Below are 24,491 nucleotides of genomic sequence, written 5' to 3'. Positions count from 1 at the left end.
AACCTTTACTCTTGAGCCAACTATGAACCGCACTGTAACATCTGACCATTCTACTAATAATCCTATCAACGCTATTGATAATGACCATGCTATTGATCATGTTATGGACAACAGCCTATATCAGCCACAACTCATCGAAGCCGCGCAACAAGCCAAATGGGCAAGCGATAAGCGTTACGAAGTCGGCAATGAGCCAAGCGATAAGCCAAGCCGCTATATGCTATCGATGTTCCCCTATCCAAGTGGCAAGCTGCATATGGGTCATGTGCGTAACTATACTATCTCTGACGTTCTGAGCCGTTATTACCGCCTTAAGGGCTTTGAAGTCATGCAACCCATGGGTTGGGATGGCTTTGGCCTGCCTGCTGAAAATGCAGCCATTGCCCATCAGATGTCCCCTGCAGCTTGGACTTATGCCAATATTGATAACATGCGCGCACAATTAAAGCTATTAGGCTTATCCGTTGATTGGTCACGCGAGCTGGCCACTTGTAATCCTGATTACTATCAGTGGGAGCAATGGCTGTTTCTACAATTGTACAAAAAAGGCTTAGTCTATAAAAAGCTCGCTACTGTCAACTGGGATCCTGTTGACAATACGGTATTGGCTAACGAACAAGTCATCGATGGTAAAGGCTGGCGTAGTGGCGCGCCCGTCGAGAAGCGCGATATTCCGATGTACTACTTCAACATTACTGACTATGCTGATGAGCTATTGGACGATTTGGATCAGCTAGAGGGTCACTGGCCCTCAGAAGTGTTGACCATGCAGCGCAATTGGATCGGTCGTAGCGCGGGGATGGAAGTACATTTCCCTTATGATCTCGAAGGTCAAGACAATACCTTAGATGTGTTTACGACTCGTCCTGATACTTTGATGGGCGTGACTTATGTGGCGGTCGCTGCTGAGCATCCATTAGCGCAGTATGCTGCTGAGCATGATGACGTCATCGCACAATTTTGTGCCTTGTGCAAAAAAGGCTCAGTTGCAGAAGCCGACTTGGCTAAAGCTGAAAAAATTGGCATGGATACAGGTCTTAAAGTGACGCATCCTTTAACGGGCGAAAAGGTCGCCGTTTGGGTCGCCAACTACGTGCTGATGAGCTATGGTTCAGGTGCGGTAATGGCAGTGCCTGCGCATGATGAGCGTGATTATGAGTTTGCGGTTAAATATAATCTGCCTATTAAACAAGTCATCGATATGCCAGCAGATTACGTTGAAACCGTAACTGCACAAGCCGCCGCTGATGGATCTGAGCCAAACCTCGCCTATACCGAGCGCAACACCTTAATCAATTCAGGTGAATTTGATGGGATGGACTTTGAGCAATCGTTTGCAGCAATGCTCGCAAAGCTTGAGCCATTAGAACTGGGTAATAAAAAGATTCAATATCGCCTGCGTGATTGGGGCGTCTCGCGCCAGCGCTATTGGGGCTGCCCTATTCCTATGGTTAACTGTGAGCATTGCGGCACAGTACCCGTTGAAGAGCAAGATCTGCCTGTAGTGCTACCGACTGATGTCGTTCCTGATGGTCGTGGTAATCCTCTCAAAAACATGCCAGCATTTGTCAATACCAGCTGTCCTAAGTGTGGTAACGCGGCTGAGCGCGAGACTGATACCTTTGATACTTTTGTAGAATCGAGCTGGTATTACGCCCGCTTTGCCAGCCCGCAAGACAACCAAAATATGGTCAATAAAGCGGCTGCCAATAAATGGCTACCTGTCGATCAGTATGTTGGTGGTGTTGAGCACGCGGTTATGCATCTGCTCTATGCGCGTTTCTTCCATAAGCTGATGCGCGATGAAGACTTAGTATCAGGCGATGAACCGTTTAAGAACTTGATGACTCAGGGCATGGTCTTAGCGGGCACTTTTTATCGTGTCAATAGCGATGGTAGTACCACTTATTACTTTGCAGATGATGTTGATATCGACTATAACGAGCGTGGTCAGCCAATCAAAGCCTTATTAAAGGCGGATGGGCAACCTGTCACTATCGGCAAAATTGAGAAAATGTCAAAGTCGAAGAACAACGGTGTCGATCCACAAACCACGATCGATCAATATGGTGCCGATACCGTTCGTCTTTATACTTTATTTACAGCTCCTGCTGATCAAACGCTTGAATGGTCAGATGATGCACTAAAAGGGCCTTATAACTTTGTCAAAAAAGTTTGGCGAATTGCAACTGAGCATATGCAGGCTTTGAGCGATGCTAGTTTTTCTCTTACTGCTATTAACAGTACGCCACTTGATACTACTGACTTGAGCAAAGCGGGTAAAGATTTGCGTCGTAAGACTCATGAGACTATCGCCAAGATTGATAATGACTTAGGCGAGCGTTTGGCGTTAAACACGCCTGTCTCAAGCTTAATGGAATTAGCTAATGAGCTGGCCAGCTTTAGTGCTGCTAGCAATCAAGACCTACAAGTGCAGCACGAAGCGCTCGTTGATCTATTAATTATGCTGTCAGTATACGCGCCTCACGTCGGCGAGCATTTGCTTGAAGCATTAGGGCTTGATACTCAAGCACTCAGTTATCCAAGTGTTGATACCAGCGCTTTAGTTCAAGATAGCATCACTATGATCGTACAAGTGAACGGTAAGATGCGCGGCAAAATGGAGGTCGCGCCTAATAGCGATCCTGAGCAGCTCAAAGCACAAGCTCGCAGCTTAGATAGCGTGGCTAAGTTTCTTACAGGCGAGATTAAAAAAGAGATCGTCGTACCCAATAAGCTCGTTAATATCGTAGTAGTGGGCTAAGCCCTTTTAGTATTAACGCTTTTATAAAATAAGGATAGCGGTTATGACATCTTACCCAAAGCATCAACGCTCACCAGTGGTCAATAAGTTAGCTACGGCAATAGTTGCAAGTTTGCCATTGCTCACCGTGTTAGGCTCAGCTGGTTTGCTCACAGGTTGCGGCTTCCATCTACGCGGATATGATGCTCCGATGCAGTTTGATGTGGCTAAGACTGCTATTCTTATTGAGGACAATCGTATCTCATTCCCGCTCAAATTGCCTTTGACTCGGCGCTTGCAAGCTCTAGGCGTCGATGTAGTTGACGGTATTAGCATGATTGAAAGCGCGGCCAACAGCAGTGTTAATAATACTACCGCTGAGCCGATTGCTACTATTAATATTAGCAACGTGCGTTTTAGAAATTATGAGCTGGTTGGGGTATTGACAGAGATTCGTCTGGTGTTGTCCGCTGATGTGACCTATACAACGGTGCAAAATGGTCAGCCTGTCACTTTGACCAATCCTATTCAAGTTGAGCGTAGCTATCAGTATAACGAAGCCTCAGTGAACACTGATGATCAACAAGGTGATCAGGTTCGTGATTGGCTATACGACAGCTTAGCCCGTCGTATTACTGATCAATATGTCGCGATAGGCTTGCCAAAAGTTAACCCTAATAGTACCTCATCGCCTTTATTAGAAAATTAATATCCTTTAAAGTTAATACTATTTAATATGCAAGAGTCCTTTAATCAAGCTTATCCCAAACTACTGCAACCCAATATTGCAATAGCGGGACTGTGGCTGGCGCATGGTGATGAGCCACTATTACAACAGTGGTTGATTGATGGCATGCGACCGCATTGGCGCGCGCAAAACTACGCCATCAAACGTATTGAGCTGATATCGATAAAGACTTGGCAAGAAGTCCTATCTGAGCTTAGTAGCCAATCCTTGTTCGATGATGCCAGTGCTCTAATCGTTACGGGTAATCATAAGCCTGACAAAGCCATCATTGCTGAGCTTGAACGTTTTGCTGTAGACGCACAAACAGGGGCACATAGTCACAGTCTATTGTGGCTCACGCCAAAGCAAGATAAACGTAGCCAATCCAGCAAATGGTTTGCGCTCTTTACTCAGTATGGGCATATCATTGATTGTAACTTATACGATGAGCGTCAGCGCCAGCAATTGCTACAAGTACAGGCGCAGCAATTTGGTCTGCGTCTATCGCTGGATGCTTGGCAGCTACTAATGTCACATACTGAGCACCACCTGCTTAGCGCTTATCAAACTCTATGGCGGCTCTCCTATCTATTTGCGCCGCAGCTCGCGGCCCTTAACTGTGAGCAGCCAAATGATAAAAATGAAAACGCTACTGTCAAAGAAGTCGCTTTAGATATTACTGACCTGCAAGCGGCTTTAGTCAGTGATGCGCAGTTTAGTGTTTTTGATTTATCCGATGCGATGCTCGCAGGTAACAGTCAGCAAGTTGCCAAGATTATATTTCAATTAAAAGCCACCGATGAACCAACCACTCTAGTGCTATGGGCAATAGCCAAAGATATGCGGCTGGTTATGGCGTTAATGGATGGTCAAGATGCGCAAGGATTAGGTATTTGGCGCAGTAAGCAAGGCCAGTACAGCCAAGCTTGCCGTCGCCAATCTACCGCTCAAACGGCCCAATGGCCTAATCTGCTTTACCGCTGCGACCAAGCTATTAAAGGATTAATTCGCCAGCCTGCATGGGAGTTGTTATTGCAAGCTGCTCTTGAGCTGTCGGGAAAGCGCTTATTTCCAGTTTGATAGCTTTTTGAGATATTAATTCAGAGCGACCTCTTAGTAAACCTCAAAAGATTTATTTTTTCCCTCTTAACCTTTCGCAAACTAATTGCCATTCCCTTTTTGACTTGAACGCTCTATCATAGTTAGACTTGATTTAACTGTGACTGGATTGTTGTGATGCGCAAAATGAATAAAAAATCCGCTATCAAATGGGGCGTTATCGCCTTAGTGGTAATAGCTTTAGCAATATTAGCCTACAGAACCTTTAAACCCAAAGAGATTACTCCCAACTATATTACCGCAATGGTCGAAATCGGTGATATCGAAAACAATGTTATGGCATCAGGTAAAGTCAAAGCGTTAAACACCGTTGATGTTGGTGCTCAAGTCTCAGGTGAAGTGACTCGGCTTTATGTTGAGGTGGGTGATGAGGTGCAGCAAGGAGACTTAATTGCGCAAATCGATCAAGTCACCCAAAATAACACTCTAAGTAATGAGCAGGCCACTTTAGAGCAAAGTGTTGCCGCTATTCAAAGCGCACAAGCAGAAGTGCTTAGCCGTCAAGCTAGTCTAAAGAGCGCACAAGCTGATCTTATTAGCCGTCAATCAGAGCTAAGACAAGCTCTAACAGACTTCGATCGTCTACAAGGATTGGTCGCAATCGACGCTATCTCAAAGCAAGAGTATGACACCCAAGCGACAAAAGTTGAAACGGCACAGGCAGCCGTCGCTAGTGCTCGCGCTGCTATTGATACAGCTAGGGCCGCTATTGCCACTGCGAATGCTAACGTCAATAGTCAACAAGCGGCACTACGAAAGTCTGAGACCAACGTCAGCACAGCAAAAGAAGACCTAAGCTACACCACTATTCGCGCGCCAATGTCAGGTACTGTAGTATCAGTGACGACCGAACAAGGCACCACAGTCAACGCTAATCAAACTGCGCCAACTATCGTCACTTTAGCGGATTTATCGACTGTTAGAATCAACGCGCAAATCTCTGAAGCAGACGTCATTAACGTACAAGCCAATATGCCTGTTTATTTTAATATCATCGGTAATCCTGATCAGAAGTTCGATTCTGTCCTAAAAGCTATCGAGCCCGCCCCTGAAACCATCAGCGATACTAGCTCTACTGATTCTGCTATCTACTATGTCGGCTATATCGAAGTACCTAATACGGATCGTCGTTTCCGTATCGATATGACCGCGCAAGTTTATATCATTATCAATGAGGCAAAAAATGCTTTATTGATTCCATCAGCCGCCCTGCAAGCCAGCAAACCTAATGGTTCAACTCGTAATACTAATACTAGTATTGATAAAGCGGATACCCCTGACAACTCAAAAACTGATACAAAAAGCACTCCAAAAAATGTCAAAAACAATGCAGCCACTGCTACGGTAAGAGTATTAAAGGCTGATGGTGAAATCGTCAATCAACCTGTTACAACAGGTATCAATAATCGCGTCAATGTACAAATTTTAAGTGGCTTAAGCGAGGGTGATGAAGTCATTCTAAGCGAAGCGAGCGCAGAAGGTAGTAGTAGAGGTGGTGGTGGTGGGCGTCCCTTTTAATCAAAGGCTTTAATGATAATTTGTAGACGTAGAGATGCATAGATTCAAAATTTTTATAATTTTGACCGATAGACTGATATAGGCAAACGCGCAGATGGATACCAAACCCTCTATTGTAAATACCGCAGCAGGTACTCCTTTGATGCAAGTAAAGGGACTGATCAAAGAGTTTAAAGCGGGCGAACAGACTATTCGCGTGCTACACGACATCGATTTGACCATTAATCAAGGTGAAATGGTCGCTATCATCGGTCAATCAGGCTCTGGCAAGTCTACTTTAATGAATATTTTGGGCTGCTTAGATCAGGCAAGCGCAGGCGAGTATAAAATTTTTGGTAAATCAGTGAGCAAGCTTGATGCCGATGAGCTTGCAAAACTACGTCGCGAGCACTTTGGCTTTATTTTTCAGCGCTATCATCTACTAGGCGATATCAGCGCGCAAGACAATGTCTCTGTGCCTGCCGTTTATGCAGGAATGGATGGGCAAGCTCGCAATGATCGCGCCGAGAAACTGCTTTCAGATTTGGGACTAGCAGACAAAATTCGTAATCGCCCTAATCAGCTCTCAGGTGGTCAGCAGCAACGGGTTTCTATTGCGCGGGCCTTGATGAACGGTGGCGATATCATTCTAGCTGATGAGCCAACGGGTGCGCTCGATAGTAAGTCTGGTGATGATGTGATGCAAATTTTGCATGATCTAAAGGCTCAAGGTCATACGATTATCATGGTTACTCATGATCCAAACCTAGCTGAACAAGCCGAACGCGTCATTGAACTCAAAGATGGGTACAAGATTGCGGATTATAAGACCGAGCACTACAATCCGATAAATGCTCAGCCCGAGCCGATTCTTGATCAGCATCGAAAAAGTGCGTTTGGCAGCTTTATTGATCGCCTATTTGAAGCTTTTAAGATGTCACTACTCGCCATGCGCGCACATAAGATGCGTACGCTTTTGACCATGCTAGGTATTATCATTGGTATTGCTTCGGTGGTCTCCGTGGTCGGGCTTGGTAAAGGCTCTCAAGAGCAAATCCTATCTAATATTAGCTCACTTGGCACCAATACTATTACCGTTACCGATGGTTATCCATTCGGTGATCCTAGGCGAAACTTCGGTGATGATAATTTGACACCCGATGATGCGCAAGCGGTCGCTGATCAGCCTTATGTCATTAGTGTCAGCCCGCAGCTCGATAGCAATATGAATGTACGCTACCGTAATGTACAAGAAGCGGCTAGTGTCAGCGGTGTCGGCAAAGACTATCTTAATGTCAGTGGCGAGAGCCTAGCCCAAGGTCAGGGTTTTGATGAGCAGAGTATTTTGCGCCGTACTCAAGACGTTATTATCGATAGTAATGCCCTACAGACTTTTTTTCCCGACAACCCTAACCCTATTGGTGAAGTCGTGCTTATCGGTAGTGTGCCTGGACGTATTATTGGTGTGCTTGAAGAAAACAATAGCGGCTTTAGAAATACCGATACACCAACCTTTTATATGCCCTACACTACTATGCTGTCAAGGCTGATAGGCGGTACTTATATTGAGAACTTCGTCGCGCTCATTGATAATAATATATCGTCTGCTGCCGCTGAATCCGCCATCTCAACCCTAATGATCAGCCGACATGGTACCGATGACTTTCGTATTCGTAACTCAGACTCTATTCGCGAGACCATAGAGTCAACAACGACTGCGTTAACTCTACTCATATCCTCGATCGCTATTATTGCCCTGATCGTTGGCGGTATTGGCGTCATGAACATTATGCTGGTATCGGTAACTGAGCGTACCAATGAAATTGGTGTCCGTATGGCAGTTGGCGCTCGTCAAAACGATATAATGCAACAGTTCTTGATAGAAGCGGTGCTAGTTTGTATTTTAGGAGGATTGTTAGGTATTGGTTTAGCTTTCGCGATTGGCGAGCTGATTAACCGAGTCGGCGGTGATAGCTTTCAAGTTATTTATTCAACAACTTCTATCGTTGCCGCTTTTGTCTGTTCGACGTTAATTGGTATTATCTTTGGATTCTTGCCAGCACGTAATGCTGCCAAACTTGATCCTGTTGAGGCTTTATCAAGAGATTAAACCAAACAACTCAGAATATAAAAAAGCATATACTAAGCATTTAGTAATTTTTACATAGAATTTACGTTTTTTTGGGTCTATAGGGTTGTATTTATCACAAGACTATATATAATGTGCTCTCACGTTTAGGGATAGAAATTATCTCGATGTGGATTAGAACTTACGTTTATTAGTTAAGTTGTAATGAATTATTCTTTCAGAGTTAAAAAAGCAATGCTTTTTTTAAATGCAAGACTTTTGGAAATCCTATTTAAAGGATTTCCCTTGCGAACCTAAAAACGTTCTATGAACGTTTTCTTGACGGTTCTCAGGGCCGATAGCTCAGTTGGTAGAGCAGTTGACTTTTAATCAATTGGTCCCGCGTTCGAGTCGCGGTCGGCCCACCATTTTAGTAGTATGCTTGTTAAGTATTTTGCCCTACTCGGTATTAGCTTAATGAGTTTAGTTGTAAGAAAATTCTATTTAAAGAATTTTCTCTTGCAGAGCTAAAAAAGCAGTGCTTTTTTTATACGCTCTTCAGGGCCGATAGCTCAGTTGGTAGAGCAGTTGACTTTTAATCAATTGGTCCCGCGTTCGAGTCGCGGTCGGCCCACCATATTTAGTAATAAGCTTAGAAAAACCCCGATAGCCTTTATAGGTTATCGGGGTTTTTATTGTTCTACTCGCTTATTGTCTAAACATTCGCTATCTATTGTTCTAATTAAGGCGTATCAACTCTCTTACGTGCGAATCTAATTTTTAGAATAGCAGTGCCTAGAATATTCTTTAACGAAGTTTTACGAGGCTCGTTCGGCGTTTTCTCTATCAATCGATCAAAGTCCTCATCGTAGATTTTAGCTCTCTTGTCATGTGCCAGTAATAAGCTCTCTGGCTGCAATGCTCTAATCTTGTTTAAAGAAGCCAGATAAGCATCAGGTAAAGTAATAAGATAAGGGGACACAAATCTATCTTTGATAACCAATATCAAATCCGCTGTATAGGCTTGCTTAGTCTGTGGGTGCCATAAGGATAAATCACGATCAGTATGTCCTGGTGTCTCTAGGATTATCCAATCTTCAAAATAGGGTACATAGTCACCATCTTGAACCTCACTATCAGCTTTTAAGATAGGGTTATACCAAACGTTAGTGACCGATTTACCTTGCCTATTAGCAACGTAATAAGTCAATCCCAAATCATTCAAATGTTCAACTCGACCCAAAATACCTTTATACCAAGGTTGTACAGATTTTGCAGTGACGATCTGACACCCTGTTCTTTGTTTTAATAGCTCTGCACCGCCTGCATGGTCAGGATGCATATGAGTGACCATAACCACTTTTAGCTGGCTGATGGGACGCTGCAAAACATCGGTGATGTAAGTCAATATTTTATCGACATCGCATCTGCATCCAGAATCTAGCAACAGTAATTTATCAGCATAAACAGCCATATAAGTGGTCTGAATATATCCTTCTATAGCAACTATATCTATTAAATCCATGACATTCCTTTATCTGCTACGACACTTTTAAAGATTTATAATGATTTATAATGATTTATGTACTGGCGCAAGAATGACCTTTGACTGCTACTTAAACTCTAATCTTGAAAGAACTACAGGCTTACAAGCCGATAGTGGTAATCATTATAGCGCCCCAAAATAGTTGGCACCTCACTTTCAGTGAACGGTTGTGTCTATTTTATCTTACAAAACTATAAGGTCTATTAAACGACCCTAGAATTTAGTTTTTATAAAGAACCCTGTTATGCTTATAGGATCTAATGAAAACATCATAAACGAGTTGTCTATGAATACCGTTGCAGAGATTGTCAGATTACCCAAAGAACCCTTCTTAGATATTTTTGCTAAGGGATTACTTTTAACAGTATTTACTATTGTTTTAACGGGGATCTCTATACAAGCAAAAGCGGGTGGTGGTGACTACTGTAGCTCTAATTTTTCATTGGATAATCGTAGCTATGCTGAGTGCCAAATCAATTTTCCGACCTTGGATACAGGCAATGATACACAAACCAATTTGTATTTATTACTCGCTGACAAAGGCTTGGTTGACTTTGACATCTCTGAATCGATTGGTCCAGAGCTCTATTATGGTCATGACTTTCCATTAAGTTTGCAGAGTTTAAAGCAGATAGCGGTGAATAAAGTCAAAAACCCGAATCAAGATTTTTTGGAGCAATCCGAAAAAAGTAACTATGCCGAGTATTGTAATAGCTTTTATACGGGTGAAAAGGCACTAGAAGAAGCTCTAAAACTTGATCCTAAACTGACACCTAAAGAGCGCTTGCAACTGATACAATTTCGCGGGGCTATTCGTAGCGAATGTATTGACTCATTCGGTTATGACACTCCATCAGTAGACACAACATCAACAAAGAGCACCCCTACCTTTCCATTGAAATGGTCTATCAACGCTCAGCCATACGCCGACTATATCCTAGCAACTCAACTGTTTTATTTAGGTAAAAAATCAGACTTTGATAGTGCCGATAATTTATACCGTGCCTTAATTGATCTCGAAACAGATAACAATGCAGGGCTAGCTTGGCTAGTCGATACTACTAACTACATGCTAATTCGTACGGGTATTAACCGTAGTTATCAGGATGGTATGGGAGACTACCGCTATAAAAGCGAGACTGTTAATCCGAGACTGTTTTTAAGCACTCAAGAGGCTATTGACACCTACCTTAGTCGCTTCAAAGATGGCCGCTATATTGCCTCAGCTCGCGGCTTACAGCGCAGATTATATTGGTTGTCAGGACAAGATAGTAAGTTAATTACTGAGATCGAATGGCAAATTAACCATCCAGACTCCCCCCTTTTTAATCTTGACAGTCGCTTATTGCCAGAAGAGATTGAACGAAGAGTTTTCTTTGCTGACTACGATAAACTCCTAGATATAAATAAATTTAACGATCCTATTTTACTCACCAGTTTTGCCTTGTATCGCCTAAGACCTACCGGCTCTTTTAATGCTATGCAACCTTTGACACTCACCGACCTCAAGCAGTTAAAACCCAAGTTCAAAGATCGTATGGATCTGTATCAGTATCTACTAGCGACCTATTACCTTGTGCAGAAAAACAATCCAAAACAAGCTTTGGACCATTTGCCAAAAGATGTATCAACCGATGTGCCAACGGGCAAAATGTCGTATTCAAGGTTTAGTCAGTATGTATTAAAGGCAAGAGCTTTGCAGGAGATGGGAGATATAAACGAAGCGAACGCCCTATGGCATCGCTTGCATCAATTGCCCAAACAACCGTTTCAAAACACCATAACTGAGCTTGCTTTAGCGCTGCAAGCGGATCAAAGCAATAATTATAGTAAACTGTTTGGCAATAACGCTACTATAAAGTCTCAAACTCTAAAAATGCGTATCATAAAGTATTCAGCTGATCCAGCGCTATTAAAACAAATCGCTGATAGCTCCTCAAACACTGATACTGTTGGTGCAGAAGCTCGCTACGCCCTACTGACCAAATCGCTACTGCATGGACGCTATAGCGACTTCTTAAATTATAAAAAAGACTATCTACCAAAAAATTCTAAAGAATATTTAGGTTATGATAGCGTCGATGAGACATTGCAGCATTTACCTTCATTCAGTGAGTTTAATTGGCAAGGTAAAAAGATAAGTCCTAATCTAATCTGCCAAGACTTAACTACGACCGTTACTCGCCTAAGCAAAAATCCAAAAGACAGACTACAACAAATATGCTTAACTGAATTTATGTACGATACAAGTATCTCCTACTATTTTGAGGATTACGACCAAGATTACCATACTGTTGCTCAAAGCGGCTCAAACTATCGCTATCCTTATTTGGGTGATATACCTAGTCGTTTTAAAGGTCAAACATTGAATCGATTGGACATCTATAAGTCTATATTTGCAAGCAATCGAGATGATGAGCTATCCGCTTATGCACTGCATCGTGCTATTGGCTGTTTTGCCAGTTCTGGTAATAACCAATGTAGCGATGAAGACGTAGATATGTCAGTGCGTAAAGCCTGGTTCAAACGTTTAAAATCGGACTTTAAAAATACCAGCTGGGCGCAAAATCAAAAATATTACTGGTAGATATAAAGGATTATTGATTTGAGCAAAAATCAGCAGAAACATAGAGGGTTGAGATTAGCTTTTATTGGCTTAGTTATACTGATAGCTGCGACTTTTATTTATCATCAAATCATGGACTCTCTACCAGCTCATCAGTCTAAAAACTCTGCACAAGCAACAGTAGTGGATAGTCATCTTGATAGTCTCAACAGTCTTAGTAGCGCTCAGTCTCCTGATATCACTCTTGTTAACGATGGTGCTATTAATAACAGTGCTATCAATAACGATGAAGTTATAAATCCTAAGGATTATGAGCAATTTTGGCTATGGACACCGCCCAAAGATGACTCAAAACTCAGACAAGCTCATACCTTATACCTCTTACAAGGTGAAATTAGTTCGCATAACGTGCCTTATTATCGTTTCAATACTGATACTGATGACACTGAGAATGAAGGTGTGACTGAAAATCGAAATGAAAGTAGAGTCCAGGCTACACTTGCAACACTGATACCTCAAGGTTTAGGCGTTCGCTCTTTGAGTGATAAAAAGATTTGGCTCGTCTATCGGGCGACCAGTCAAGAGTGGTCAGACGAAGTTATGGTGCAGGTTGTTGAGCGCTTAGAGAAATGGCAGCGGGCCGGCAATCAAGTCATGGGCATTCAAATAGACTATGACGCTCCGACCTATCGACTCGATAAATACGCACAACTGCTCAAGAGTATTCGTCAGCAGCTACCAGCGCAGTATCAATTGAGTGTAACGGGATTGCTAGATTGGTCAAACCAAGCAGACGATGCTCAATTTATTCAACTAAGTGACGCCATCGATGAGCTAGTTATACAAACCTATCAAGGCACAACAACTTTACCCAATTACGCTCGATATTTAAAAAAGTTAGAGAGTTTGCCGTTTGATTTTAAGGTAGGTATTATTGAGGGTGGTCAGTGGCAAGGCACAGCGTTTTTGGAAGACAATCCTCACTTTAAAGGTTATGTGGTATTTTTGCGCTAGCACGTGACAGCAACTTTTAACTTAATTAATTTCAGCATCAATACATAAAAAAACCAGCCATATTAATATGACTGGTTTTGAATTAAAACATTTAGTTAGCTATGCATTAAGCTCATTTAGGCCAAACTTAAGCCAAATCACGCACCTTTGGTTCACGCTCCCATAGACGAGTTTTGGCATTTTCAATAAAGCCATCAACATTATCAAGCGGGGTAACAAACGCATCTTTTTCAATGGGTAATTTGCTCAAGATATGCTCTTCAGTTGCAGGACAATAAGCGATAGCTTTGCAATGAGCATAAGCATCGGTAAACCAGTCTAATGCAGCACTGTCTTTGGCGAGTTTTTTAGCTGGTGGATGCATAATGATGCTTACAATAGCGTCAAACAGTACCGAAGGACCACCTGCTAGGCGTTCATCAGCTTGAATTCGTGTACCATCATCCAATGTCACTTCTTTATTAGGGGCGACAATCTTGACGCTGGCACCAGCAGCAATAGCTGCCTTTTCGAACTTCTCAACTTCACCATGGTTAGATCCTTCAGCTACCAAAATGCCTATTAATCTACCTTTTAAAGATTTAGGACTAATACCAATCGTTTGCACCGCTTTAGAAGTTGCCATGTCTACAATAGGTGCGGCAGATTCAGCAGCTTCAGGTAACTCCATACCCAATGCTGTGGCTACACGATTGGCCAAATCTTCATCTATATTAAGTAGATGACTAAGCGTACGAGTACGGACATGTGCGGTATCTACCTTACCCAGCTCAAACGCGTAAGCTGAAGCAATGTGAGCCTGTCCTACTGACGTCTGGCTACGATAGAACATACGTGGCTGACTGTAGTGATCGGCGAAGCTCTCAGCACGAATACGACCTTTGACGCCATCATCCATAGATTCGGCAAACGACTCAAAGCCCTTTTTGACACTTTCACGTGGACGATCTAGATCTAAGCTTTGTGGCTCATACAACACGCGAGTCTTTGGCACTTGCATCTGCATATGACCGTCTTGTTGATTATTAGCAAACGGACATTTTGGCGCGTTAATTGGAATCTGGGCAAAGTTTGGCGAACCCAAGCGCTTTAGTTGCGTGTCTAAGTAGCTAAACAGACGACCTTGTAGGAGCGGATCATTACTGAAATCGATACCAGGCGGCACATGCGATAGACAGTACGCAACTTGTTCTGTTTCTGCAAAGAAATTATCTACATTGCGGTTCAATACCATTTTACCAACTGTCTTTACAGGCACTAATTCTTCTGGAATGAGCTTAGTTGCATCTAAATGATCAAAGGGAAATTCATTTGCCTCTTCTTCAGTGAAGAGCTGAACCCCAAATTCCCACTCTGGATAATCTTGGTTATCGATTGCTTCATACAAGTCACGGCGATGATAATCAGGATCTGCGCCTGATATTTTGACCGCTTCATCCCAAGTCGTAGATTGTACGCCTAATACAGGCTTCCAATGAAAACGTACAAAGGTACTTTTACCATCGCTATTAAGCAGACGATAACTATGAATACCAAAGCCTTCCATCATGCGCAGGCTACGCGGTAGACCGCGATCACTCATCAGCCAAATCAAATTATGCATAGTCTCGGGACTCAATGAGACAAAGTCCCAAAAAGTATCATGAGCAGAGGCCGCTTGCGGGAAACCGCGATCCGGCTCAGGCTTTACCGCATGAACTAAATCTGGAAACTTCATCGCATCTTGAATAAAGAAAATCGGCATGTTATTGCCTACGATATCCCAGTTGCCCTCTTCAGTATAAATTTTTACCGCAAAACCGCGCACATCACGTGGGGTATCTTTTGAACCCTTATTACCAGCGACCGTAGAAAAGCGAGTAAATAGAGGCGTCTGCTTGCCTGTCTCAGTTAAGATTTTGGCTGTGGTATATTCTTCCAATGATTCAGTCAGCTCAAAATAGCCATGCGCTGCACTACCGCGAGCATGAACCACTCGCTCAGGAATACGCTCATGATCGAAATGATTAATCTTTTCACGCAACACAAAGTCCTCTAATAGCGTAGGACCACGCGGGCCAGCTTTCAAAGAGTTTTGATTGTCTGCGATAGCTACCCCTTGTTGAGTAGTGAGAACTTTGCCATCAGCATCTGCACGTTGATGAGTCTCACCACCGTTGCCACGCTCAGGATTCATGGTTAGAGCTGGGTCGGTATGATCAATATTATTTTTCATTATCCATCCTTGCTAGATTTTATGAGTTCAGTTTTAGAAATACTTTAAATTAACTCTAATTCTTTAAGTTTACTATAAGAGAAGAGATAAATAATATTACTCAAGAAACTCAATAAATTCATGACTATCCGTGTTGATATTTGGTTAAAGTTTGCACAAATAAAAAAGATTCTCAATAGTATTTTATCTTATGATATTATTTAGAGTAGATTTAGATATTAAAAGCATTATTAAATAGAACGGCTTGATCCAATTATCTTAATATAAATAGTGAGGTCAGTTATGTTTTCATTCATTCAACGTTTATCCAAAACCCCTTCTCAATCGATGCTAGCCAGCGCCTCTATTAGTGCAATGGTGTTACTTGTTAGTCAAACTGCGAGCGCCATTACCACACAGAACATTACTTATACTGTAGACAATCAAGCTTATGAAGGTTACTACGCCCGTGCTGATGTGCCTAATGCGCCTTTTATATTACTCATTCATGATTGGGATGGCGTCACTGACTATGAACGTAAGCGCGCTGATATGCTAGCTGAAGAGGGATACAATGTGCTAGCGGCTGATATGTTTGGCACAGGTGTCCGTCCGACTGCAATGGAAGATAAAAAACGCTTAACGGGAGCTTTATATGATGATCGTGCCAAAATGCGTCGATTGCTTGAAGCCGCATTGAATGTCGGACAGGATCAAGGTAATAACGTTCAAGAAGGTGTGACAATGGGCTACTGCTTCGGTGGTACGGTCGCGTTAGAGCTTGCGCGTGCAGGCTTTCCTCAAAAAGCCTTTGTGCCTTTTCATGGCGCCTTCGATATCCCCAAGGGTCAGAACTATGAGAATACTAAAGGCGAGATCTTAGTCTTCCATGGTACTGCTGACGAAGCTGTCTCTATGGAAAGCTTTATGACCCTTGGTAAGACACTTGAGGCGGCAAAAGTCCCTCATGAAATGGTCACTTATAGTGGCGCAAGACACGCCTATACGGTATTCGGTAGTGATAGATATGACGAGCGTGCAGATACGCGCTCATGGAAGCGCTATATGGACTTTTTATCTAGCGAATATAAATAAATATAGCCTAGACTAAGCAGAAATTTTATCCTTTATGTCGTCTATATATCATAAAAGTAGTAAAGCCCGTAATACCTTTGACTGGAATAAATGTTGTCTCGCTTGCTGGTTGCTTCGTGCTCCAGAGGCGGCGCAATTTTTATTTCAGTTATGCTATAACACCTATAAAGTAAATTCACTATAGGTTAAACACTTCAATAAAAGATAAGGAGTTCAGATATGCTGTTGAATAATGAGGTATTGCGTACCCGTGTCAGGTTGTTAGGATCATTTTTAGGAGAGGCGATTTCTCGTCAGTCTGGAGAAGATACTGTTAACACGATTGAAACTTTACGCAGCGGATTTATTCAGGAGCGCCGTGAACATAATCCCAAAAATAAACAACAGCTTATCGAACTTATTGCCTCTTTAGATAATCAAACTTTAAAAAATGTTATTCGTGCCTTTTCTATTTATTTCTTTTTAGCAAACTTAACGGAAGAAAACTACTTACGCGAGCAACGTCGTACACAACGTGCTGAGTCTAATCAAAGTTGGGAGGGCTCATTTCGCCATACCTTGCTGGAGTGCCGTGAGCGTAATATTGAGCCCAATCAGATCAAAGAGCTTATCGATCGATTGAAGTTCATGCCAGTGTTTACCGCGCATCCTACCGAAGCGCGTAGACGCACCACTATGAATATCTTACAGACGCTTTATCAACACAGCGATGCGCTAAATGATCTGCCTGAAGGAAGCCAGGCGTTCGAGCAAGCCAAGCAAAAAACGGCAGAGACTATTGATCTACTATGGTCATCAGATGAAGTTCGTACCCGCAAGCCTTTAGTTTATGACGAGATCAATAATGGTTTACATTACTTTGATGTCAGTTTATTTACCGCGATTCCCAAAGTTTATCGTAATATTAAAAATGCCATTGTCGATATCTATCCTGAATTGAGCGATTATCCTCTACCCGCTTTTGTGAGTTTCGGCTCTTGGATAGGTGGTGATCGGGATGGCAACCCTTTTGTCACTCACGAGACGACAGAAATGGCCGTATTAATGCATGCTAATGCGGTCTTACGTCACTATCAAGTTTTGCTAAAAAAACTACGCCGTAAGCTTGTGCATAGTGACACCATTGTCGATATTGCAGCAGATGTTTATGCTCGCATAGCAGACTATAGCGAGCTTGATAAAGAAGTATTCTCTTACAATATTGATGATTATGATAATGAACCTTATCGCCGTTTACTCTCAATAATTATTGCCAAAATCAAAGCCACTACTCTACATATTCAGAGCCAAGGTGCTGATCCTGAAGCTCAAAAGCGCGCCTATTCAACGCCGCAAGACTTTTTAGAAGACTTACGTCTTATTCGCGAAAGCGTTGCTAATCATGACAAAGCTCATTCCGATGGTGCCTTGCTGGATTTGATACGTCTAGTTAAAACTTGCGGCTTCCATCTAGCGGCACTTGATATTCGTCAAGATTCAGGCTATCACGGTGAGGTCATTGCTGATATTTTCGCCAATGCCTCAAACCTACCTGATTATACTCAGCTGAGCGAAACAGAACGTCAGGAATGGCTAACGCGCTTACTTAGTAATCCTGGTACGCCACTTATTTACAGCGATAATCTAACGGATCAGACTCGCGAGCAGCTAGCCTTGATGCAGTCGGTAGCAAAATTACGAAAATTAGTGGGTGAGGATACCTTTGGCAGCTACGTGATCTCCATGACTAATAATGCTAGTCAGCTGTTAGAAGTGCTATTACTCATGCGGTTTGCAGGATTATCTGGCATCACAGACGAAGGTCATATGTTTGCCGCTTTACCTGTTGCGCCGCTATTTGAGACTATTGATGATCTAAAAAATATCGATAAGATCATGCCGACGATTTTAGATAATCCGCTCTATCGTCAGTTGCTTGAGCACTCAGGAAACTTGCAAGAAATTATGCTTGGCTACTCAGACTCTTCTAAAGATGGTGGTATTATCACCTCAGCTTGGCAGCTCTATAGCGCTCAGCAGACCATCACTAGCATTGCCCATCAATATGGCATCACGACTCGCCTTTTCCATGGTCGAGGTGGTTCAGTCAGTCGTGGTGGTGGCTCCACCCATAAAGCTATCGCTGCGCAGCCTGCTGGCACTTTAATGGGACAAATCAAATTCACTGAACAAGGTGAAGTACTTTATGCCAAATATGCCAATCCAGATACAGCAGTATTTGAGCTAACGATGGGAATTACTGGCGCTCTCAAAGCCAGCTCTTCAAGGTTTATTGATCAGCCTAGCCAACTAGAAGATTACGAAGCGCTTTTTACGCGTTTAGCTGACGCAGGCGAAGCTCAGTATCGAGAGCTTACCGATAATACCGAAGGATTTTATAAATTTTATTCTCAAGCAACGCCCGTTCAAGAGATTTCTTTATTAAATATTGGCTCCCGTCCTGCCCATCGCAAAAAAGGCCTGCCAAGCAAATCCACTATCCGTGCGATACCTTGGGTCTTTGGGTGGTCATTGGCACGTTTTACGCTACCCGCTTGGTATGGCGTCGGCAGTGCTTTGGATAGCGTCAAACAGGATGAAGCTCTAATGCAGGAGATGAATGAGAACTGGCCATTCTTTACTGTCTTTATGAGTAATATTGAGATGGCTTTTACTAAATGTGAGATAGATATTGCTCAGGCTTATAGTCTGTTATGTGAGGATGAGCTGCTGCGCGAGCAAGTGATGCAAAAAGTCATCAATGAGCACGAGCTAACTTCTACTGGCTTGAATTCACTACTCAATCAACAAACGCTACTTTCTAATCAACAAGAGCTAGCCGCCTCATTAAAATGGCGTAATGCTTATTTGGATCCGATAAACTATATTCAAATCGAGCTACTGAAGCGGATGCGTGAGCAAGATACTTCTGACACTGATAATAATGATAGACTCGCGGTAGAAGACCCCTTAATTCGCAGTATTAATGCTTTAGCAGCGGGCTTACGTAATACGGGCTAGGGTTCTAAATTCAAATAACCGCTTACTATAAAAGGTAGCGGTTATTTTTTAAAGACCAATATTTGATTGTTTGCTGGCATCTGATATTCATTTTCTAAGGTTAAATGATGCTGCTTTGCTAAGGCAGTAATGTCTTCTTTATTACGAATGCCACTGCTAGGTTCGCGCTGTCTTAATGAAAAATCAAAACTTTGATTACTGGCGCTAGTATATAAACCGTTTTCATTAAAAGGCCCGTATATAATCAACTTACCGTCTATGGGTAGCGCCTCCCCAACCAATTTAAACAAGCGTTCAACCAAAGACCAAGCAATAATGTGTAAGGTATTAGCGCTAAAGACTGCGTCGAATGGTTTACTGCTTTTATAGGCAGGCATAGTATCTGTTATCAAATCAAACGCTAATGGCGCGTGTAAATTCGGTGCAGGATAGCTATTATGCCAAGCTTGAATGACCTGATGGTTATTAATAACATCACTCGTTTGCCACTGCAAATGCGATAATCTTGGCGCAAAATATACGCTATGCTGACCCGTTCCCGAGCCTACTTCTAACACATGCGAACGTCCTGCGAGCTCTTTTTCTAACACTTCAAGAATAGCTTGCTTATTATTTTCACAGGCTTGCGAACAAGGTAGATGAGTGTTCAAGCTCTTAAAGTTATTATCATGGCTTCTCATAGAATAGACCTTTGTCACTTATGCAAACATAAAATATTTGGCTTTGAAGTAAAATTATTAATAAATTCCCGCTTCTACACCAGCAGCAAGAGTCATGGCTAACTCTTCGACTTGCTCAGTGAATACTTCTTGCCAATCCCCTTTTAAGATTAAAGTTTCTTGAACTTGGTTCCAACGCAATCCTGTGATAATCGTTTTCATAGCCAGTTTGGTACCTGTACCATCGAATCCTGCTCGTATATAAAGCGCAAACGGCATGCCTTGTTTGTGCTCTAACACTGGATAATAACAGCGATCAAAAAAGTCCTTGGTCAATCCTGCCATATAGGACAAATTTTCAGTCGTCCCCAGTAATAAAGCATCCGCTGTTAGCACATCTTCTGGATACGTATCCTGTGGCGACTTCATTATCACATTAATATCGAGGTCAGGATGATTAGCACCATTAAAAGCGGTCTGTGCTAGCTTTTTAGTATTTGGCGATGGTGCATGAGCAACGATAAGCAAGGTTTTGGTGGTCATACTTTTAATCGTCATACTAAGACTCATCAGCACATTTTATAGTGATATTTTGAATGATATCAGGATGGATGCTCTTAGCTACTGGGCAAGTGAGCGCCGTGTTATAGAATATTTTTTGCGTCTTATCATCAAGCGCTTGATTAAAGGTGATAGCGACATGCACTTCACTCACGCGTCTAGGATCAGCTGACATTACTTTAGTCACTTCAGCGGTAGTGCCTGTGACATCAATCTCCATGTCAGCCGCTTTGATACCGATGATAGTCAGCATACAACTGGCTAAGCTAGTCGCTAATAGATCAGTTGGCGAAAACGCCTCACCTTTACCATGATTATCGACAGGTGCATCCGTTATAATCTCGTTAGCTGATTGCAAGTGTACCGCTGTGGTACGCAGTTCGCCTTGATAAGTTACTTTTGAAGTGGTCATAGGACTCTCTTTAATGATTATAGTTGTCTAAAATTTATCTTTAATAAACTTCAGGTTAACATAATACTAGCTAGTAATAGTTTCAGAATGTTTGATTATAGTTTGCTTAAAACAATACTTCTATAGTGAGATAGCATTGCTGATTGTCAATAAGGTTAAAGCTATTTATATTACATTTTATTGAACGACACTTTGAGCTAGCTAAGCTGTACAGCCTATTTACAGATTATGTTATTCTACACGAAGTAAACTATCCTAGTTTTAGCAAAAATTTTAGCTACTTCTAATTAAGCAGTTAACCCAGAACCATATATTTCAAATAGGCATCAAACATGTTTATAAAAGAACGTTTTTTCTATTTATCCTTTTTTACTGTAATGCTTATGTTCTGTAGTAATGCGCAAGCTGAAACTTATGAAGATAAGATCGAAGTGAAAGTATTTATCGCCGCGATGTTTGAAATTGGTGAAAACAGTGGAGATAAAGCCGGCGAATTTCAGCATTGGTATAATCGATATTTTGCAGACAGTAAACCCATAAAAGTAGAAGGTGCTCACAGCCCAGTCTACTGCAACTCTGAAGGCGTTTGTGGATCAGTATTAGGCATGGGTAAAGTAGGATCTTCAGCATCTGTGCAAGCAATAACACTCTCTCCTAAATTTGACTTTGCAAAGAGTTATTTCATTCTAAGCGGCGTCGCAGGCACCCCACCTAATAAAGGCACTATAGGAGATGTAAGCTGGGCATCTTGGCTGGTGGATTATGATTTAGGTCATCGCTGGAAAGCAGAAGAAGGTGAAAAAGGTGCGCCTACTTTTACGCCTCGTAAAGGTTATGAAGACATTCGTCGCTATCAACTCAACCCTGAATTACTTAAGTGGAATCTACATTTGAGTGAGTCCGTTTCTTTGAAAGACTCAAAAGAAGCTAATGCTTATCGAATGAGATATCCAAATGCTGAAGCAAGACGTAGTCCAGCCGTAACGGTAGGAACTCATATGACAGGAGATACGTTTTTTCATGGTCCCGGCTTGTCAAAACAAGCTCAATACATCACTGAGCTGTATGAAACAGATGATTACGTGATCACTGAAATGGAAGCCGCTGCAATAGCGCAAGTACTAGATAGAACTGTAGGAACTGAACGCATAATGAGCTTACGTGGTGCGGTGAACTTTGACCAAGGTCATCCAAACGAGACTACTCTTCAACATCTAGACCCAGCTCCAGGAGAAACAGCTGGTGGCTTTTCAGAAACAGTGGAGAATATAGTATTGGTAGGATCAGAAACTGTCGATCATATCGTTAATAACTGGAACGTTTGGGAAAACGGCGTGCCAAAACTTGAGCAAAAATAAAACCTGAAATAGGTATTAATCAGTACAATAATCAATCACTGACTATCGATTATTAACTTCTGAAATGAGCTTTAAGCTCATTTCAGAAGTGATAAAAATTATAGTTAAAGTACATATCTACTTAACAACTTTACCAGCTAAGTAGTCATACTCTATTTCAATTGCATCACCTTGTTTAGGTAAGCTATTACCATAAAATACAAGTGAAATATCGTTTTTGCCATATATAATATCAAACCCATTTTGATGGCTAATATCTCGGGTGAGTGCCTTACCTGCTACCATTACCTTCACTGAAGAAGGTATCGGAGCATACTGCAATTTAAAGTTACTGGCCAGTCCTGTTGCAGTTTCCAAAATCTTATCAAACATAACGGTCCAATCTGTAGAATCTGCACAGATAGATGCTGAGCTACCGCCTGTCAATTTAGCAATTTCGCTAAAGTGTGCACCACCTGCAGCACTGCCACCTTGACCATTACAGCTATAATCCCCATTTGCATTCAAGTTAACGTTACTACTAAACGTTGGCTTTAAAATCGAGCCAGTACCTGCAATGGCAAAATAAGTAGCACCTGTATTGGTAAAGTACTGTTTATAATCTTCAAAGTCACGGGAAACATAACTAGAGCTACCACTAGCACTCGGACGAGAAGAATTAACCGTTTCATTTTCAGGCTCATCAGAGACAAACACAACCAAGTTTTTCGCATTGGGTCGATCAAAGCCTGTTAGACTAACTTCTCTAGTACAATAGAATCCAGTTTCATTACCAGAATCACTAGTGCCTGGTGATGCTAGAACACGCCACTTTGCAAGCGCATCAGGCGTATTACTATCGATGAAGCTTTCACCTGCCGTTGTCTGACGCAAAGACGTACAGCTATAGCGGGTGTTATCATTACCTTGAGTATTCACTGCTAAGCGATAATCCAATCCTGCAGTATTCAACGTAGTAAAAAACTGCTCTGCCCCATTTGCAAGATTCTGCTGCTCTTGACTCATAGAGCCAGATGCGTCGATCGACCAAAGGATATCTACTCCACCTGCACTAGCCTCAGTCTGCTTAAACGTCTCTTTAGAGGCAACAGTAGTTAACACACGGCTTGAAGTTAATGCAGCAGCGTTACTAAGATCGTTATACTTAGCTGCTACCGCTTTTGCATCTTCAGCTAAGTTTGCACCAGCCCATAAGAAAACATTACCCTGATCTTCCCAAAAAGCTAAATTCAAGCGGATTTTATCGCCAAAGTCTGTGCCACTTGACATCATATTGGCTGGTAATACACCATCATTAATCGCTTTTAGCACCAGATTTCTGATATTACTAGCACTCTGAGTAGTATTGGTAAAATTGACACTTAAAGTAGCTTGAACTACCGAAGACTGCGCATTTAGTGACGATTGATTCACTAATATATTAACATCTGCACCTTCATCCTTAAGTATCTGCTCGATGAGTGCAAGATAAGCATCCGCTTGAGAGCGCAGTGTGGAGGAGGCAACCTTGCTACTAACTTCGGTCGCATAAATAGCTGTAGATACTTTAGGTGCAAGAAAAGGTAGCTTTAAGCCTAAAGCTGCATAACTAGCTGCTATAGTGCCATCATCTAACAACACTACACCAGTATTATCAGTAAGAGAGGTCTTACCAAATTTATCTTTAGCAATATCACCGTAGACAGCTATATTCCCACCCACATATGCAGCTTTTGTTTCAGTGGGAATCGTTATACCATCATCGACAGGTGACGAGTCATTATCATTATCATCATCACAACCTAATAAAGCAACTGCCATAATGCAGCTGCATAACAGCTTTAATTTAGTGTTAGTTTTCATCTTTAGTTCCTCTTTATAATATATGAATATAATAAATTACTAAACATGACTATTAATTAAACTAATTAGTAATGTTGTTTTTATAATATA

16 protein-coding genes and 2 tRNA genes are annotated in these 24,491 nt (G+C 42.0%); 12 read left to right on the top strand and 6 right to left on the bottom strand.

All coding sequences use genetic code 11. From position 1 onward, the window contains the following. The first annotated feature begins 103 nt into the window (after nucleotides 1-103). The 7 genes from leuS to Q9G97_RS03340 all read left to right on the top strand — a co-directional run bounded on the left by leuS (nucleotide 104) and on the right by Q9G97_RS03340 (nucleotide 8,791). A complete protein-coding gene (leuS, locus tag Q9G97_RS03370) occupies nucleotides 104-2,764 on the top strand; it encodes a leucine--tRNA ligase (protein WP_305900256.1) in 2,661 nt (886 codons plus the stop codon). Nucleotides 2,765-2,807: 43 nt separating this feature from the next. After that, complete coding sequence (locus Q9G97_RS03365; RefSeq protein ID WP_201572287.1) at nucleotides 2,808-3,452, top strand: LPS assembly lipoprotein LptE; 645 nt, start codon at nucleotides 2,808-2,810, stop codon at nucleotides 3,450-3,452. A 27-nt stretch (nucleotides 3,453-3,479) separates the two neighbouring features. Beyond that, nucleotides 3,480-4,550 carry a DNA polymerase III subunit delta gene (holA, locus tag Q9G97_RS03360; RefSeq protein ID WP_305899705.1) on the top strand — a complete coding sequence of 357 codons (1,071 nt, stop codon included), beginning with the start codon at nucleotides 3,480-3,482 and terminating at the stop codon, nucleotides 4,548-4,550. A 156-nt stretch (nucleotides 4,551-4,706) separates the two neighbouring features. Continuing rightward, nucleotides 4,707-6,107, top strand: coding sequence for an efflux RND transporter periplasmic adaptor subunit (locus tag Q9G97_RS03355; RefSeq protein WP_305899704.1), 1,401 nt, complete (start codon nucleotides 4,707-4,709; stop codon nucleotides 6,105-6,107). A 94-nt stretch (nucleotides 6,108-6,201) separates the two neighbouring features. Beyond that, entirely contained in the window at nucleotides 6,202-8,196 is a 1,995-nt protein-coding gene (locus Q9G97_RS03350) for a MacB family efflux pump subunit (protein ID WP_305899703.1), read from the top strand. A 310-nt stretch (nucleotides 8,197-8,506) separates the two neighbouring features. Beyond that, nucleotides 8,507-8,582: transfer RNA gene (locus tag Q9G97_RS03345), tRNA-Lys, on the top strand. A 133-nt stretch (nucleotides 8,583-8,715) separates the two neighbouring features. Further along, nucleotides 8,716-8,791 (top strand) — tRNA-Lys (locus tag Q9G97_RS03340). A 105-nt stretch (nucleotides 8,792-8,896) separates the two neighbouring features. Here Q9G97_RS03340 and Q9G97_RS03335 read toward each other — a convergent pair. Further along, nucleotides 8,897-9,679 (bottom strand): MBL fold metallo-hydrolase, encoded by a 783-nt coding sequence (locus Q9G97_RS03335; RefSeq protein ID WP_201572277.1) that lies wholly within the window; start codon nucleotides 9,677-9,679, stop codon nucleotides 8,897-8,899. A gap of 307 nt (nucleotides 9,680-9,986) precedes the next feature. Here Q9G97_RS03335 and Q9G97_RS03330 point away from each other — a divergent pair, with 307 nt between their 5' ends. Further along, the gene (locus Q9G97_RS03330; protein WP_305899702.1) at nucleotides 9,987-12,287 is read left to right on the top strand and encodes a hypothetical protein; all 2,301 of its coding nucleotides are present in this window, start codon (nucleotides 9,987-9,989) and stop codon (nucleotides 12,285-12,287) included. A 111-nt stretch (nucleotides 12,288-12,398) separates the two neighbouring features. Next, nucleotides 12,399-13,280, top strand: a complete 882-nt coding sequence (locus tag Q9G97_RS03325; protein ID WP_305899701.1) for a DUF3142 domain-containing protein — start codon at nucleotides 12,399-12,401, stop codon at nucleotides 13,278-13,280. A gap of 127 nt (nucleotides 13,281-13,407) precedes the next feature. On the opposite strand, the gene Q9G97_RS03320 is transcribed toward Q9G97_RS03325, so the two are convergent. Next, nucleotides 13,408-15,495, bottom strand: coding sequence for a catalase (locus Q9G97_RS03320; RefSeq protein WP_305899700.1), 2,088 nt, complete (start codon nucleotides 15,493-15,495; stop codon nucleotides 13,408-13,410). Nucleotides 15,496-15,777: 282 nt separating this feature from the next. On the opposite strand from Q9G97_RS03320, the gene Q9G97_RS03315 reads away from it, so the two are divergent. Then, the gene (locus Q9G97_RS03315) at nucleotides 15,778-16,569 is read left to right on the top strand and encodes a dienelactone hydrolase family protein (RefSeq protein ID WP_305899699.1); all 792 of its coding nucleotides are present in this window, start codon (nucleotides 15,778-15,780) and stop codon (nucleotides 16,567-16,569) included. 219 nt (nucleotides 16,570-16,788) lie between these two features. Further along, a complete protein-coding gene (gene ppc / locus Q9G97_RS03310) occupies nucleotides 16,789-19,569 on the top strand; it encodes a phosphoenolpyruvate carboxylase (protein WP_305899698.1) in 2,781 nt (926 codons plus the stop codon). A 41-nt stretch (nucleotides 19,570-19,610) separates the two neighbouring features. Here ppc and Q9G97_RS03305 read toward each other — a convergent pair whose 3' ends face one another. Genes Q9G97_RS03305 through Q9G97_RS03295 form a run of 3 tightly spaced genes read right to left on the bottom strand, consistent with a single transcriptional unit; the run spans nucleotide 19,611 to nucleotide 21,201 of the window. After that, on the bottom strand, nucleotides 19,611-20,249 hold the full coding sequence (locus tag Q9G97_RS03305; RefSeq protein ID WP_305899697.1) for a DUF938 domain-containing protein: 639 nt from the start codon (nucleotides 20,247-20,249) through the stop codon (nucleotides 19,611-19,613). A 57-nt stretch (nucleotides 20,250-20,306) separates the two neighbouring features. Further along, the gene (locus Q9G97_RS03300; protein WP_305899696.1) at nucleotides 20,307-20,771 is read right to left on the bottom strand and encodes a flavodoxin family protein; all 465 of its coding nucleotides are present in this window, start codon (nucleotides 20,769-20,771) and stop codon (nucleotides 20,307-20,309) included. Between the two features lie 16 nt (nucleotides 20,772-20,787). After that, nucleotides 20,788-21,201, bottom strand: coding sequence for an OsmC family protein (locus tag Q9G97_RS03295; RefSeq protein WP_305899695.1), 414 nt, complete (start codon nucleotides 21,199-21,201; stop codon nucleotides 20,788-20,790). Nucleotides 21,202-21,533: 332 nt separating this feature from the next. Here Q9G97_RS03295 and Q9G97_RS03290 point away from each other — a divergent pair, with 332 nt between their 5' ends. Further along, nucleotides 21,534-22,559 (top strand): purine nucleoside permease, encoded by a 1,026-nt coding sequence (locus Q9G97_RS03290; protein WP_305899694.1) that lies wholly within the window; start codon nucleotides 21,534-21,536, stop codon nucleotides 22,557-22,559. Nucleotides 22,560-22,676: 117 nt separating this feature from the next. Here Q9G97_RS03290 and Q9G97_RS03285 read toward each other — a convergent pair whose 3' ends face one another. Beyond that, the gene (locus Q9G97_RS03285) at nucleotides 22,677-24,401 is read right to left on the bottom strand and encodes a hypothetical protein (RefSeq protein ID WP_305899693.1); all 1,725 of its coding nucleotides are present in this window, start codon (nucleotides 24,399-24,401) and stop codon (nucleotides 22,677-22,679) included. Nucleotides 24,402-24,491: the final 90 nt, after the last annotated feature.

It is taken from the genome of Psychrobacter sp. M13, assembly GCF_030718935.1.
GTDB classification, from domain to species: Bacteria; Pseudomonadota; Gammaproteobacteria; order Pseudomonadales; family Moraxellaceae; genus Psychrobacter; species Psychrobacter immobilis_G.
The sequence above is the reverse complement of the archived record's forward strand: the minus strand, read 5'-3'. Positions and strand labels throughout refer to the sequence as shown.

Coding starts and splice junctions, on each gene's coding strand:
- leuS (WP_305900256.1), top strand. CDS start 104: ATGGACAACAGCCTATATCAGCCACAACTCATCGAAGCCGCGCAACAA.
- Q9G97_RS03365 (WP_201572287.1), top strand. CDS start 2,808: ATGACATCTTACCCAAAGCATCAACGCTCACCAGTGGTCAATAAGTTA.
- holA (WP_305899705.1), top strand. CDS start 3,480: ATGCAAGAGTCCTTTAATCAAGCTTATCCCAAACTACTGCAACCCAAT.
- Q9G97_RS03355 (WP_305899704.1), top strand. CDS start 4,707: ATGCGCAAAATGAATAAAAAATCCGCTATCAAATGGGGCGTTATCGCC.
- Q9G97_RS03350 (WP_305899703.1), top strand. CDS start 6,202: ATGGATACCAAACCCTCTATTGTAAATACCGCAGCAGGTACTCCTTTG.
- Q9G97_RS03335 (WP_201572277.1), bottom strand. CDS start 9,679: ATGGATTTAATAGATATAGTTGCTATAGAAGGATATATTCAGACCACT.
- Q9G97_RS03330 (WP_305899702.1), top strand. CDS start 9,987: ATGAATACCGTTGCAGAGATTGTCAGATTACCCAAAGAACCCTTCTTA.
- Q9G97_RS03325 (WP_305899701.1), top strand. CDS start 12,399: ATGGACTCTCTACCAGCTCATCAGTCTAAAAACTCTGCACAAGCAACA.
- Q9G97_RS03320 (WP_305899700.1), bottom strand. CDS start 15,495: ATGAAAAATAATATTGATCATACCGACCCAGCTCTAACCATGAATCCT.
- Q9G97_RS03315 (WP_305899699.1), top strand. CDS start 15,778: ATGTTTTCATTCATTCAACGTTTATCCAAAACCCCTTCTCAATCGATG.
- ppc (WP_305899698.1), top strand. CDS start 16,789: ATGCTGTTGAATAATGAGGTATTGCGTACCCGTGTCAGGTTGTTAGGA.
- Q9G97_RS03305 (WP_305899697.1), bottom strand. CDS start 20,249: ATGAGAAGCCATGATAATAACTTTAAGAGCTTGAACACTCATCTACCT.
- Q9G97_RS03300 (WP_305899696.1), bottom strand. CDS start 20,771: ATGACCACCAAAACCTTGCTTATCGTTGCTCATGCACCATCGCCAAAT.
- Q9G97_RS03295 (WP_305899695.1), bottom strand. CDS start 21,201: ATGACCACTTCAAAAGTAACTTATCAAGGCGAACTGCGTACCACAGCG.
- Q9G97_RS03290 (WP_305899694.1), top strand. CDS start 21,534: ATGTTTATAAAAGAACGTTTTTTCTATTTATCCTTTTTTACTGTAATG.
- Q9G97_RS03285 (WP_305899693.1), bottom strand. CDS start 24,401: ATGAAAACTAACACTAAATTAAAGCTGTTATGCAGCTGCATTATGGCA.